Origin of the sequence: Blautia sp. RTP21359st1_E11_RTP21359_211015 (assembly GCF_040910705.1) — a bacterium.
Classification (GTDB): domain Bacteria; phylum Bacillota; class Clostridia; order Lachnospirales; family Lachnospiraceae; genus Blautia_A; species Blautia_A fusiformis.
Genome location: NZ_JBDGAB010000002.1, coordinates 94173 through 107232 on the forward strand (window position 1 = coordinate 94173; position 13060 = coordinate 107232).

The 13060-nt window shown below is 50.0% G+C and carries 13 protein-coding genes; all 13 read left to right on the plus strand.

What is annotated here, in order from left to right; genetic code table 11:
- Positions 1–59 precede the first annotated feature (59 nt).
- The 13 genes from AB5026_RS01220 (at position 60) to AB5026_RS01280 (ending at position 13004) form a co-directional block, all read left to right on the plus strand.
- On the plus strand, positions 60–407 hold the full coding sequence (locus AB5026_RS01220) for a FeoB-associated Cys-rich membrane protein (RefSeq protein ID WP_015525996.1): 348 nt from the start codon (positions 60–62) through the stop codon (positions 405–407).
- Between the two features lie 18 nt (positions 408–425).
- Positions 426–782 (plus strand): heavy-metal-associated domain-containing protein, encoded by a 357-nt coding sequence (locus AB5026_RS01225; protein ID WP_303005705.1) that lies wholly within the window; start codon positions 426–428, stop codon positions 780–782.
- 470 nt (positions 783–1252) lie between these two features.
- Complete coding sequence (locus AB5026_RS01230) at positions 1253–2026, plus strand: P-loop NTPase (RefSeq protein WP_173758552.1); 774 nt, start codon at positions 1253–1255, stop codon at positions 2024–2026.
- Entirely contained in the window at positions 2023–3327 is a 1305-nt protein-coding gene (locus AB5026_RS01235) for a nitrogenase component 1 (RefSeq protein WP_173758553.1), read from the plus strand. Before AB5026_RS01230 ends, AB5026_RS01235 begins: the two co-directional genes overlap by 4 nt.
- Entirely contained in the window at positions 3324–4361 is a 1038-nt protein-coding gene (locus AB5026_RS01240) for a nitrogenase component 1 (protein WP_173739778.1), read from the plus strand. The genes AB5026_RS01235 and AB5026_RS01240 overlap by 4 nt, the downstream gene beginning before the upstream one ends.
- 78 nt (positions 4362–4439) lie before the next feature.
- Positions 4440–6812 carry a carbamoyltransferase HypF gene (gene hypF / locus AB5026_RS01245; RefSeq protein ID WP_368212610.1) on the plus strand — a complete coding sequence of 791 codons (2373 nt, stop codon included), beginning with the start codon at positions 4440–4442 and terminating at the stop codon, positions 6810–6812.
- 90 nt (positions 6813–6902) lie between these two features.
- The gene (locus tag AB5026_RS01250) at positions 6903–7112 is read left to right on the plus strand and encodes a HypC/HybG/HupF family hydrogenase formation chaperone (protein ID WP_022426401.1); all 210 of its coding nucleotides are present in this window, start codon (positions 6903–6905) and stop codon (positions 7110–7112) included.
- Entirely contained in the window at positions 7112–8155 is a 1044-nt protein-coding gene (hypD, locus tag AB5026_RS01255; protein WP_147603258.1) for a hydrogenase formation protein HypD, read from the plus strand. The genes AB5026_RS01250 and hypD overlap by 1 nt, the downstream gene beginning before the upstream one ends.
- A 130-nt stretch (positions 8156–8285) precedes the next feature.
- Complete coding sequence (hypE, locus tag AB5026_RS01260) at positions 8286–9293, plus strand: hydrogenase expression/formation protein HypE (RefSeq protein WP_147603257.1); 1008 nt, start codon at positions 8286–8288, stop codon at positions 9291–9293.
- A gap of 27 nt (positions 9294–9320) precedes the next feature.
- Positions 9321–9590, plus strand: a complete 270-nt coding sequence (locus AB5026_RS01265) for a TM1266 family iron-only hydrogenase system putative regulator (protein ID WP_021651574.1) — start codon at positions 9321–9323, stop codon at positions 9588–9590.
- The gene (locus tag AB5026_RS01270) at positions 9587–10354 is read left to right on the plus strand and encodes a nitrogenase iron protein NifH (RefSeq protein ID WP_147603256.1); all 768 of its coding nucleotides are present in this window, start codon (positions 9587–9589) and stop codon (positions 10352–10354) included. Before AB5026_RS01265 ends, AB5026_RS01270 begins: the two co-directional genes overlap by 4 nt.
- On the plus strand, positions 10348–11691 hold the full coding sequence (locus tag AB5026_RS01275; protein WP_368212611.1) for a nitrogenase component 1: 1344 nt from the start codon (positions 10348–10350) through the stop codon (positions 11689–11691). The genes AB5026_RS01270 and AB5026_RS01275 overlap by 7 nt, the downstream gene beginning before the upstream one ends.
- Positions 11688–13004, plus strand: coding sequence for a nitrogenase component 1 (locus AB5026_RS01280; RefSeq protein WP_022426405.1), 1317 nt, complete (start codon positions 11688–11690; stop codon positions 13002–13004). Before AB5026_RS01275 ends, AB5026_RS01280 begins: the two co-directional genes overlap by 4 nt.
- Positions 13005–13060: the final 56 nt, after the last annotated feature.

Consider the following 13060-nt stretch of genomic DNA (forward strand, 5'->3'; position numbering starts at 1 on the left):
ATACAGTAACGATCCGGTACATATGATAGCTTTGAAATGATGCTGTAAGAACAGCTGAAATGATAAGAAATGCAGGAGACCGGGGATGTAAATACCTGGTCTTCTGTGCTATAATAAGCCTGAAGAAATATGGAAGTTTTTTTACAAAAGTATTTATCAGAGGCTGGCAGCAGTTCACAGGCTGTACAGCGAAAGAAAGGGTGACAGATATGAGTATGATAGCGGATATTATTGTACTGGCACTGGTGATCGCATATGGCGTATTTGTGGTCAGTTATCTCTATTCAAGAAAGAAACAGGGGCTCAGCTGTGTCGGCTGTGCCGGTAACACACGTACAGGTGGCTGTGGCGGCAGCTGCTCCGGTCATTGTTCCGGCTGCTCCGGCTGCAGTGGAATGCATAAGTAACCAGGAGGGAAAGAAATCATGGCAAATGCAATTGTTGTCATCGTTGTTATCATCATTATGCTGTTTGCCGGAAAAGGCGCATATAAACATCTGAAGGGCGAAGGCGCCTGCTGCGGAGGCGGCAGCAAGCCGGAGATCCCGAAGAAGAAGCTGGATGGAACCAAGCTGGGTGAGAAAACCATGAAGATCACAGGCATGCACTGTGAGAACTGTGTGGCCAGCGTCACAAGAGCGATCAACCGCATTGACGGTGCGGCAGCAAAAGTAAGCCTGAAAAAAAGTGAGGCAGTGGTTTCCTACGACAGAGAGATCTCCAACGAAGAGCTTAAGAAGGTAGTGGAAGACAGAGGATATCACGTAGTTTCTATCCAGTAAAGCTTTATCATAAGAATAACTTTGCCGCGGCTTCTGAGCCGGCAGATCAGAGAAGAGACTTCTCGGCGAAATGCTTAAAAATATTTCGCCTTGGGGTCTTTTTTTGTATAAAAAGTCAGAGTTGCAATTGACTCACTAATGTACACCATTGTATAATAAAAATAGAAAAATTCAGACGGAACGAAATATTTTCTTTCTATCCGGATGAGTCATTAAAACAAAATACAGCAGGAAACAGACTTTGACGGCAAGGAATATCCGAGCAGGAATCGTTGTTCATCCGGCACAGCTTAACCGAATCAGCTGCGAAGCAGTTATTCGGTTATGAACAAGCAGCAAATGCGGATCGCGAATATCCGCTTGACTTTGTTTTGTGAGCGGAATACGGGACTCTTTCACCTTGTGCGTGAAAGAGCTTTTTTTATGAAAAATACCTGCGGGAGCGGACAGAATGAATTAGGGAGGATTTTATGCTGAAGGTAGCAGTATACGGAAAGGGCGGTATCGGAAAGTCTACAGTGACGTCCAACCTGGCGGCGGCTTTTGCAGCCATGGGGAAGAGAGTGATCCAGATCGGTTGTGATCCCAAGGCGGATTCCACCATCAATCTTCTTGGGGGAGAACCTCTGCGGCCGGTAATGAATTATATGCGGGAAGAGGATGAGGAGCCGGAAAAGCTGGAGGATATTTCAAAGGAGGGTTTTGGTGGAGTCCTCTGCATTGAGACAGGCGGCCCCACGCCGGGACTTGGCTGTGCAGGCAGAGGTATCATCGCAACCTTTCAGCTTCTGGAGGATCTGAAGCTTTTTGAGACCTGGAAGCCGGATGTAGTGCTTTACGATGTTCTTGGAGATGTAGTATGCGGCGGTTTTGCGGCACCGATCCGGGAGGGCTATGCGGAAAAAGTACTCATTGTCACATCCGGAGAGAAAATGGCACTCTATGCAGCCAATAATATTTCCAGTGCTGTGCGGAATTTTGAGGATCGAAGTTATGCGAGGATCTTCGGGATCGTGCTGAATCACAGGAATGTGGAGAATGAAACGGAAAAAGTAAATACTTTTGCAGAAAAAAATAATATCCCGGTCGTGGGTGAGATCCCGAGAAGTGACGAGATCATCCGATGGGAGGATCAGGGCAAAACGGTGATCGAGGGAGATGAGAATTCTGAGATCAGTGAGAAATTTTTTGCACTGGCGAGGAAGCTATTGGAAAGTGAAGAAACGGAGAAGGAGGATATATGAAGAAGGAAGCATATTTTGCAACTGCAGAAGAACTGGCCCGGGGCGGGCTGGAAGCGATCCCTCCGCAGATGATCTCCGGGAAGCATCTGATCTACAGCTCTCCGGCAACTCTGGCATTTAACTCTCCGGGAGCGGAGGGCTTTGGCGTAAAGCGGGCCGGGCTTGCAGTGCCGGATTCCATTATGCTGATCGTGGCACCGGGATGCTGCGGAAGAAATACTTCTCTTATCAGCTCCATGCCGGAGTACAATGATCGATTTTTTTATCTGATGATGGACGAGACGGATATTGTTACAGGCCGTCACCTGAAAAAGATCCCGAAAGCGGTAAAAGAGATCTGCGACTGCTGTGAGAAGAAGCCGTCTGTGGTAATGATCTGTATCACCTGTGTGGATGCACTTCTGGGAACGGATATGGAACGTGTCTGCCGGAAGGCAGAGGAAAAGGTGGATATTCCGGTGCGTCCCTGTTACATGTACGCACTGACACGTGAGGGCAGAAAGCCGCCTATGGTCCATGTGCGCCAGTCCTTATACTCCCTCCTTGAGCCACAGAAGAAAAAGGGAAATGTGGTCAATCTTCTGGGATTTTTTTCGCCGCTGGTTGATGACTGTGAGATGTATGAGCTGCTGCAGCAGGCAGGCGTAAAGACCATCCATGAGATCTCAAGATGTAAGGATTATGAAGAATATCAAACCATGTCACAGGCCAATTTTAATCTGGTGCTTCATCCGGAAGCAAGGTTTGCAGCGGAGGATTTTCATGATCGGCTGAAGATTCCTTTTATTGAGCTTCGGAGGCTCTACCAGACAGATAAGATCGAAAATCAGTATCGTGCCTTGGGACAGGTTCTTGGAGTCTCTTTTGATCAGGAAGTGTATAAAAAAGCAGCAGAAGAGGCTGTGGAGCGATTCCGGGAGGTCTGTCCGGATGCGTCTTTTGCTGTAGGGGAGTGCATGAACGGAGATCCCTTTGAGCTGGCCCTTGCCCTGGTGCGGTATGGTTTCCGGGTGCCGGAGATCTACGGAACCATCACAGCCGAGAATTTTGTATACATACGGCATCTTGCGGAATTGAGTCCGAATACAAAGGTTTTTTCCAATATGGAACCCACCATGCTGTATTACGATCCGTCCGGGAGCGGAGTGAACCTTACCATAGGAAAGGATGCAGGATATTATCACCGGGATCAGCCAAATGCCGTGTGGAATCAGGACCGGCAGCCCTATGGCTATGCAGGGGTACGCAGGCTGTTTGAGACACTGACAGAGAAAGTTTTGCAGAAGGGAGAAAAGGTATGAGAGGACTTCGGAAATATCTGACACCTTTTGCACCGGATCAGTCCGGAGCTGTGTCAGTGCTGTATGAGCTTGGCGGTATCATCGTGATCTGTGATGCAGGAGGATGTGCGGGAAATGTCTGCGGCTTTGATGAACCAAGATGGTTTGAACAGAAAAGCGCGGTATTCAGTGCAGGACTTCGGGATATGGATGCCATCCTGGGACGGGATGACCGCCTGGTTGCCAAGCTTGTGGATGCAGCAGTAAAGGTGGAGGCAGGCTTTGCAGCCATTATCGGAACACCGGTACCTGCTGTGATCGGAACGGATCATCAGGCACTGCGGCGGATGTGCGAGAAGAAAACAGATCTTCCGGTGCTTGCAGTAAATACCAACGGAATGGAGCTTTATGATGCGGGAGAGCGGAAGGCTTATCTGGAGCTTTTTAAAGCCTTTGCCCGGGAAAAGCTGCCTGTGGAGGCTGGTAAGACAGGAGTTCTCGGAATGACACCTCAGGATGTCAGTGACCTGAAAGCAGCAGACAAGATCCGTGAAAAATTCCGTGCCAGAGGACAGAGAGCAGTCTGCTACGGAATGGGAGACGGGCTTGATGAGGTAAAAAAAGCCTCCTCTGTGGAAAAAAATATCGTGGTTTCTCCTGCGGCACTGGAATGTGCCAGATATCTGGAGAAAACCTTCGGAACACCTTATGAGGTGGGATATCCTCTGGCGGAAGAGCTGGTTCCTGATATGGATTATACAGGAAAAAAGATTCTCATCGTGCAGCAGCAGGTGATGGCCGGTTCCATAAGAGAGGAGCTACGGAAACGTGGTGCGGACGGAGAGCTCACCGTGGCAAGCTGGTTTTCCATGGAAAAAGATCTCCTGGAGGAGGGCGATGTGTCATTAAGGGATGAGGAAGATTACATGGAACTGGCAGAGAAGGGCGGATATGACGTGATCTTTGCAGACCCATGTATGAAGCGGATGACAAAGGCTTTTTCAGGAGTGTTTGTGGATACAGTGCATTTTGCGGTATCCGGAAAATGCAGGTAGACCATAAGGGCAGGACATAAAGTTACATGCATGCTGCAGCCGGATCAGTGGAAATAGCTGCAGGGAATGGAGAAACATATGGAGCGGGAAATTACGAAAATGATCCGTGTTTACGGGATCGTACAGGGAGTGGGATTTCGCCCTACGGTGAGCCGTCATGCTATGGCAAGAGGAATCCGTGGCAGTGTGTCCAATAAAGGACCCTATGTGGAGATTTTTGCTCAGGGTAAGCAGCAGGATGTGGATGCCTTTATCGCAGATATCGGGAATAAGCCACCGAAGCGTGCAGCTATCCTGAAGCTTCTTGAAGAACCGGTGGAGGAGCCGGAGAAATTTACACAGTTTGATATCATCGAAAGTGAGAAGACAAAGGGGGAGATCTTTGTCTCCCCGGATATCGCGATCTGCGATGAATGTAAGGCGGAGATGTTTGATCCGGAAAACAGGCGGTATCTGCATCCCTTTATCAACTGTACCTGCTGCGGTCCGAGACTGACGATCCTGGATTCGCTTCCTTATGACCGTGAACGGACCAGTATGAAGGAATTTCCCATGTGTCCCTCCTGTGCGGATGAGTACCATAATCCGGATACCAGACGCTATGATGCCCAGCCGGTGTGCTGCAATGACTGCGGCCCTGAGGTATACCTGGCGGGAAGAGAGGAACGGGGACGGGAGGCTATCACTTATACAAGGAAGATCATTGCTTCCGGCGGGATCGTGGCCATCAAAGGGATCGGTGGTTTTCACCTTTGCTGTGATGCTACCAGTGAGGAGGCTGTACAGCGGCTGCGGCAGCGGAAACGGCGTCCGGTGAAGCCTTTTGCAGTGATGGCACAGGATATGGAAGCTGTGAAGAAGATCTGTAAGGTCAGCGAGGAACAGGAGAAGATCCTTACCGGTCATCAAAAGCCGATCCTGCTGTTGGATAAGCTGCCGGGAGAAACGAGGCTTTGTGAGAGCATTGCACCCGGGAATCCCAAGGTGGGTGTCATGCTTCCCTATGCACCGGTTCAGCTGCTTCTTTTTCATTACGATGATGGGATCCGGATGCCCGGGCTTCTGGTAATGACCAGCGGAAATACTTCCGGGGCGCCGATCTGCAGAGATGATGAGGAGGCGGCAGAGGAGCTTTCCCATCTCTGTGACTGCATTCTTTCCCACAACAGGAAGATACGTATCCGGGCCGACGATTCGGTGATGGATTTCTATAAGGGTGAACCCTATATGATCCGCCGTTCCCGCGGGTATGCGCCTCTTCCGTTTATGGTCTCCACACCCTGGAAGGGCCAGGTGATCGCAGCAGGTGGAGAACTTAAGAACACCTTCTGCATTGGTGTGGATAACCGTTTTTATCCTTCCCCTTATGTGGGAGATCTGGAGGATCTTCGAACGGTAAAAGCCCTGAAGGAAACGATCGGGCGGCTGGAAACACTTCTGGAGGTGCAGCCGGAGGTAGTGGTCTGTGATCTTCATCCTAAATATAATTCCACAGTGGTGGCAGAGGAGCTAGGGCTTCCGGTTCTGAGGGTGCAGCATCATTATGCACACATTTTATCCTGCATGGCAGAAAATGACTGCGAAGAAAAGGTAATAGGGGTTTCCTTTGACGGAACAGGCTATGGAACCGATGGAACCATCTGGGGCGGAGAGCTCCTGGTTGCAGACTGTCAAGGATTTACAAGGCTTGGAAGTATAGAACCCTTTGTCCAGGTTGGCGGAGATATTTCCGCAAAAGAAGGCTGGCGGATCGCCGTTTCCCTGATCTGGCAGAATACGGGAAATCTGGAAAAAACCCTGGACACTGTCCGTAAACTGGGACTTTGCACAGGTCAGGAAGCAAAGGTACTGGTGACTATGGCACAGCGGAAGATCAATGCCGTGACTTCCACCAGTGCAGGAAGACTTTTTGACGGAGTCAGTGCGATCCTGGGGATCCGGAGAGCGTCCACCTTTGAGGGAGAAGCGTCCACAGCACTGGAATTTGCGGCGGAGGCCTGGAGAAAGCAGCGGGAGATGCAGAAGAAAAATCCGGAAGAAAATCTGAAGATACGGATGTCAGAAAAGGAAGACATTCCGGAAGGCACAGGCATCTCAGAAGCGTCTGAAGATGAACGAAAATTTATTTTAAATACAGGTGAGATCGTTGCATATCTGGTCCGGGCAAGGCTTGCAGGAGAGGATCCCGGGAAGCTGGCTTATGGATTTCACCGGGCACTGGCAGATAAGATCCTTGCAGCTTGTGAGGAAGCAGAGAGGCAGACCGGAATCCGGAAAGTGGCATTAAGTGGCGGTGTCTTTCAGAACCGGCTGCTTCTGGAGCTGGTAGATGACGGCCTTACGGAAATGGGGTTTAAAGTTCTGAAGCACAGCCTGATCCCGCCGAATGACGGAGGGATCGCACTGGGACAGGCGGTGTATGGGATGGCTTATGTGCAGCGGCACAGATAAATATAGACGAGATCATGCAGATACGGATCAAAAATGTTTTATGATAACGCATGGAGCATACAGCAGAAATGCAGGATGGGAGGCACAGATATGTGTGTAGGATTATCAGCAAAAGTAGTAAAGATCAGTGACGGAACAGCAGTGGTGGATGCAGGCGGCGCAAAGAGAGAGGTTTCCGCCCAGCTCCTGGGAGACCTGGAGCCGGGGGATTATGTGATGGTGCATGCAGGTGTTGCCATTGCAAAGATCACCGATGATGACGAGGAAGAGACAGACCAGCTGATGGAGGAACTGCTGTGATGGAAGAGAGGAAAAAAACAGCAAGAGAGATCATAGAAGGATATCAGGGGCCGCCGGTGCGGATCATGGAGGTCTGCGGAACACATACCCACGAGATCTTCCGTCTGGGGATCCGCAAGCTTCTGCCGCCGCAGGTGGAGCTGATCTCAGGACCGGGATGTCCGGTCTGTGTAACACCGGTAGGGTTTATTGACGAGGCCGTTTATCTTGCTCTGGAAAAACAGGTGACGATCTGCACATTCGGTGATCTTGTCCGCGTACCGGGAACAAAGAAAAGCCTTGCAGATGCCAGGGCAGAAGGCGCCAGGATACGGATCGTCTATTCACCGGCAGATGCAGAAAAATATGCGAAAGAGCATCCAAAAGAGCAGGTGGTATTTCTTTCCGTTGGCTTTGAGACCACCACGCCTGCTGGCTGTCTTTCCGTGAAAAAGGCCGGAGAGGACGGACTTTCCAATTATTCGCTCCTTGTGGCAAACAAGACCATGCCCCAGGCTTATCAGGCATTAAAGAGCAGTGCGGATGTGTTCCTTTATCCCGGACATGTCAATGCGATCACAGGAACTGCGCTCTGCGAGCATCTGGCAGAGGAAGGCATCAGTGGTGTGGTGGCAGGCTTTACAGCGAAGGAGCTGCTTACGGCACTGGCTGTTGCACTGGTACGTTTTCAGGAAGGAAAACCGTTCTTTGTGAATTGCTATCCCCGTGTGGTAAAAAGTGAGGGAAGCCCGGAGGCACAGAAGCTGATCGATGAACTGATGGAGCCCTGCGATTCTGAATGGCGCGGTCTGGGTGTGATCCCGGGGTCCGGGCTGGTGCTCCGGAAGGAGTGGGAAGCCTTTGATGCCAGAAAAAAATATGCAGTGCCGTCGATCCAGGGCAGGCCAAATCCGGCCTGTCGCTGTGGGGATGTGCTTCAGGGAAAATGCAGGCCATCAGATTGTAAGGTATTCGGAAAGGTCTGTACCCCGCAGCATCCGGTAGGTGCCTGTATGGTATCCAATGAAGGAGCATGTTCCGCATATTTTATGTACGGAAACTGATGTCCGCTTTAATGGACTGCGAAACATGATACATTACATATAGTACAAACGAAGGATCGTATCCGGAAAATCTGACAGGATGAAACCGATATGAAATTCCTTTGACCCAGCATAGAAAGAAGATAATATTATGGAAAATAAAACAGTGACCATGGCACACGGTGCCGGAGGCCGTCAGACCTCAGAACTGATCGATGAAGTATTCAAAGCGCATTTTGCAAACCCGGATCTCACAGCCGATGATGCGGCCGTGCTGGTTCCGCCTGCAGGAAAAATGGCAGTATCCACCGATGGATTTATTGTTTCTCCGGCATTTTTTTCGGGGGGAAATATCGGCAAGCTTTCCATCTGCGGAACCGTTAATGACCTTGCCTGTATGGGAGCAAAACCGATGTATCTTACCTGCGCTTTTGTCATTGAGGAGGGTTTTCCCATGGAGAAGCTGGAGGAGATCGCCGCAGCCATGGAAAAAACAGCAAAAGAAGCCGGAGTGCGTATTGTTTCCGGAGATACTAAGGTGGCAGGAAAAGGTCAGGTTGACGGTGTGTTTATCACAACAACCGGAATGGGTGAGATCCAGGAGGGCGTTCAGGTAGGCGGTGAGCTGGCAAAACCGGGAGATGCCATTATTGTAACCGGTGATGTGGGAAGACATGGATGCACCATTCTTCTGGCAAGAGAGGATTTCGGCATTGACGCAGATGTGACAAGTGACTGCGCACCGCTGTGGGGAGCTGTAAAAGATGTATTGGATGCCACCCATAACATTCATGTGATCCGTGATGCCACAAGAGGTGGTGTCGGAACGGTTCTTTACGAGATCGCAGGACAGAGTAACGTAGGGATCCGCCTGGATGCAGCAGCTGTTCCGGTAGCTCCGGAGGTAAAGGGTGTTTGCGGCATGCTTGGCCTGGAGCCGCTTTATCTGGCATGTGAGGGACGAATGGTGATCATGGCACCAAAGGAAGAGGCAGGAAGGATCGTGGAAGCACTGCGTAAATGTCCTTATTCCAGGGACGCAGCCATTATCGGTGAAGTTACGGAAGACCAGCCGGGAAAGGTTGTCATGACTACGGAGATCGGAACGCAGGCACTTCTTCCGCAGCCGGGAGGAGAGCTTCTGCCGAGGATCTGCTGATAATATCGGAAAGGAGAGTCAGATCTTATGGAGACAAGAGTGGCATTGATCTCGATCATTGTGGAAAACAATGACGTGATCGATGATATCAACCGTTTTCTTCATGAAGCGGGAAAATATATTATCGGGAGAATGGGGATCCCTTACCGGGAAAAAGGCATCAATATCATCAGTATTGCCATTGACGCACCACAGGATGTGATCAGCTCCTTATCCGGAAAGATCGGCCACCTCAGTGGAGTTTCCGCCAAAACGGCATATTCCAATGTGATCACAAAAGCGGAGGACAGAAAATGATAAAAGTTGCGGTATACGGAAAGGGCGGCATCGGAAAATCTACTACGGTTTCCAATGTGGCAGTAGCCCTTGCGGAAAAAGGAATGAAAGTGATGCAGATTGGCTGTGATCCCAAGGCAGATTCCACGATCCTTCTCAGGCATGGAAAAAAGGTTCCCACAGTGCTGGAGCTGTATAACGAAAAACGCCAGGAGCTGAAGCTTACGGATATGGTGCAGATCGGATATGGGGGTGTAGTCTGTGTGGAAGCCGGCGGTCCTGCACCGGGGCTTGGATGTGCGGGAAGAGGTATCATTACTGCTCTCGAGAAGCTTAAGGAAAACGGAGCCTATGAGACCTATAAACCGGACATTGTTTTTTATGACGTACTGGGAGATGTTGTCTGCGGTGGATTTTCCATGCCCATGCGAAAGGGGTATGCAGATAAGGTATTTATCATCACCTCCGGAGAAAACATGGCCATCCATGCAGGGGCAAATATTGCCATGGCAGTGGATAATTTCAGAAACAGAGGATATGCATCTCTTGGCGGCGTGATCCTGAACCGGCGGAACGTGCCGGGAGAGGAAGAAAAAGTCCGGGAGCTGGCAGAGGATTTTCATACGCGGGTAGTGGGAACGCTTTCCAGAAGTGAACTGGTCCTGGAAGCAGAGAATCGAGGAAAAACTCTTTTGGAAGCTTATCCGGATTGTGAGATGGCAGAGGAGTACCGGACACTGGCCGAGCAGATCCTGAATGCATGCAGGGAGGAAGACTCATGTTAAAAAGAGTTGGTAACAGAGAGCTTTCGGGAAAAACAGAAATATTTATAAAGGAAGCCTCTTTTCCGGTTCCCTTTCAGCCGGGGCTGGAATTTAATTCACCAGTCCATGGAAACTGGAATATCGTACATACGGGAATGCTGGTTCCGGAAGCAAGGCAGATCTACGTCTGTGCGGATAACTGCATGCGTGGCGTTGTGCTGACTGCCGCAGAGATGAATGCGGCAGACCGTTTTTCCTTTGTGATCGTGGAGGAAAAGGATCTTCTGGGCGGAAATCTGGAGGATGTGACCATTGAAGGAGTGACGGATATTCTGAACCGGCTGGATGAGAAGCCAAAGGCAGTCCTGCTTTTTACCGTGTGTCTTCATCATTTTCTGGGAAGTGATCTGGACCGCATCTACGGAGAACTGGAAGAAAGATTTCCGGAGATCTTTTTTATGCGATGCTTTATGGATCCTGTCATGCAGAAAACAGGTCCGACTCCGGATCAGAAGCTGCGCCGTGCCATGTATGATGCAGTACCGGAGAGGAAAGCTGATCCGGAATGTGTCACAGTCCTGGGCAGTGATTTTGTGTTGGATGAGAGTGCAGATATCTGCCGGATCCTGAAAAAGAACGGAATCCGTCTCCGTGAAGCACCGGCCTGTAAGACCTGGGAGGATTATCAGAGCCTGGGAGAGGGAAGCCTGATCCTTAACTGTTATCCGGCAGGAAAATTCGGAGTACAGCAGCAGGCGGAGAGACTTGGAAGGCCGTTTTTATACCTGCCCGGAAGCTTTGACTATGAGGAGATAGAGACACAGGAAAAGCATTTGCTGGAGCTGCTGGATCAGCACAGCTGCGGTAAAAATGGCCTGGATATCAAAACGGAGATCCGAAAATGCGAGGAGGCTCTTTCCCATGCACACCAGATCATCGGTGACACTCCCATAGCTGTGGATTATCTTTTTCATCCAAGACCTCTGGGACTTGCAAAGCTTCTCCTTACCCATGGATTTCAGGTACAGTCCGTTTTTATGGACAGTATCAGCCCGGAAGAAAAAGAAGTATTTTTCTGGCTGAAGGAGAATTACCCGGAACTCATGTTGATTTCGACTGTCCGCCCGGAGATGAGAGTGCGGCCACGGCAGCATTCCGGAAAAATCCTTGCCGTTGGACAAAAAGCAGCCTGGTTTACCGGAAGCCGGAATTTTGTCAATATGGTACAGGGTGGCGGGCTTTGGGGCTTTGACGGTATCAGACGTACTGCACAGCTGATGCTGGAGGCATTTAATGAGGAAAAAGCTCCGGAGGATCTGATCGTTCGAAAGGGATGGGGGTGCGAAAGCTGCATATGAGACAGGCATATCGGATCATACCAATCTACACGGCAGACGTGTCTGGTGTCTGCTCCGCGTTGTATGAGCTTGGAGGAATGACAGTGATGCATGATCCCTCCGGCTGTAATTCTACCTATAATACCCATGATGAGATCCGGTGGTACGACCAGGACAGTCTGATCTTTATCTCAGGTCTTACGGATATCGATGCCATTATGGGAAATGATGAGAAATTTCTTCAAGATATCGAAGAGGCGGCAAAGGAGCTGAAACCGAAATTTATTGCACTTGCAAGTTCACCGATCCCCTTTATGAACGGAACAGATTTTCAGGGACTGGCCCGTGCACTTACAGCAAGGACCGAAATTCCGGTATTTTCGGTTCCGACCAGCGGCATGCACGACTATGTATACGGAGCAGGGCTGGCACTGGCGGAAATCGCAGGACATTTCACAGGAGCAGCAGAGAAAACCGGAAGGTGTTTAGAAGTACCGACGGGATCTGCGGAAAGATCTACAGAGAAGAGAAGCAGGAAATTAAATCTTCTTGGAGCAACACCCCTCGATCTTGGCCCGCAGTCTGCAGTAGATGCCATGAAAAAACGTCTGGAAAACTATGGCTGGGAGATACTTTCCACCTGGGCTATGGGGGATACGCTGGAAGCTTTGTCCCGTGCCGGTGAAGCAGCGGTAAACCTTGTGGTATCCTCTGTGGGAATCCCGGCGGCCAATGTGCTGAAAGAAAAATTCGGTACGCCATTTCTCGTGGGGAATCCTGTGGAAGGCTATGAGGGACAGATTTCAGATGCACTTGAGCGGATCGCGGATAGATCCTGTGGAGAGTGGGTAAATAAGAAGGATGACTCCGCAGAGGAAAGCGGAGGGCAGATATTAGGGAAACAGGAGGAACTGTGGAAAGTAACTCCGGAGCAGGTAATCTATTTTCAGGGAAGGAACAGTCTGTCAGCAGTATCTGACCATTCAGGAGAAAGCAGGGAAATGCCCGACAAAGATGAGATATTTTTTTCCGTACCGGACATTACCATCATCGGAGAACCGGTTACCATGGGCTCCCTGGCAGCAGTCATAGAGCAGAAATACGGAAAAAAGGTTCAGCTGCTCTGTCCGCTGGAGATCACAGAGGGACTTTTGCGCAAGGGAGATGAAGCCATCTGTGGCGAGGAAGCCATGGAAGAAAAGCTGAAAACAGCCAGGATCATTGTGGCAGACCCACTCTATCGTCCGATCTGTCCGAAAACAGCCATTTTTTATGAGATGCCGCATATTGCGTTTTCCGGAAGGATATATCTCAGAAAATATTTTCCGGAATAATTTCAGAAAAACAACATAAACTATAAGAAACCGTAAAGGCGTTGCAGAAATATGCA

Coding starts and splice junctions, on each gene's coding strand:
- hypF (WP_368212610.1), top strand. CDS start 4,440: ATGGAGCGGGAAATTACGAAAATGATCCGTGTTTACGGGATCGTACAG.
- AB5026_RS01275 (WP_368212611.1), top strand. CDS start 10,348: ATGTTAAAAAGAGTTGGTAACAGAGAGCTTTCGGGAAAAACAGAAATA.
- hypE (WP_147603257.1), top strand. CDS start 8,286: ATGGAAAATAAAACAGTGACCATGGCACACGGTGCCGGAGGCCGTCAG.
- AB5026_RS01230 (WP_173758552.1), top strand. CDS start 1,253: ATGCTGAAGGTAGCAGTATACGGAAAGGGCGGTATCGGAAAGTCTACA.
- AB5026_RS01250 (WP_022426401.1), top strand. CDS start 6,903: ATGTGTGTAGGATTATCAGCAAAAGTAGTAAAGATCAGTGACGGAACA.
- AB5026_RS01265 (WP_021651574.1), top strand. CDS start 9,321: ATGGAGACAAGAGTGGCATTGATCTCGATCATTGTGGAAAACAATGAC.
- AB5026_RS01270 (WP_147603256.1), top strand. CDS start 9,587: ATGATAAAAGTTGCGGTATACGGAAAGGGCGGCATCGGAAAATCTACT.
- AB5026_RS01235 (WP_173758553.1), top strand. CDS start 2,023: ATGAAGAAGGAAGCATATTTTGCAACTGCAGAAGAACTGGCCCGGGGC.
- hypD (WP_147603258.1), top strand. CDS start 7,112: ATGGAAGAGAGGAAAAAAACAGCAAGAGAGATCATAGAAGGATATCAG.
- AB5026_RS01280 (WP_022426405.1), top strand. CDS start 11,688: ATGAGACAGGCATATCGGATCATACCAATCTACACGGCAGACGTGTCT.
- AB5026_RS01225 (WP_303005705.1), top strand. CDS start 426: ATGGCAAATGCAATTGTTGTCATCGTTGTTATCATCATTATGCTGTTT.
- AB5026_RS01220 (WP_015525996.1), top strand. CDS start 60: ATGATAAGAAATGCAGGAGACCGGGGATGTAAATACCTGGTCTTCTGT.
- AB5026_RS01240 (WP_173739778.1), top strand. CDS start 3,324: ATGAGAGGACTTCGGAAATATCTGACACCTTTTGCACCGGATCAGTCC.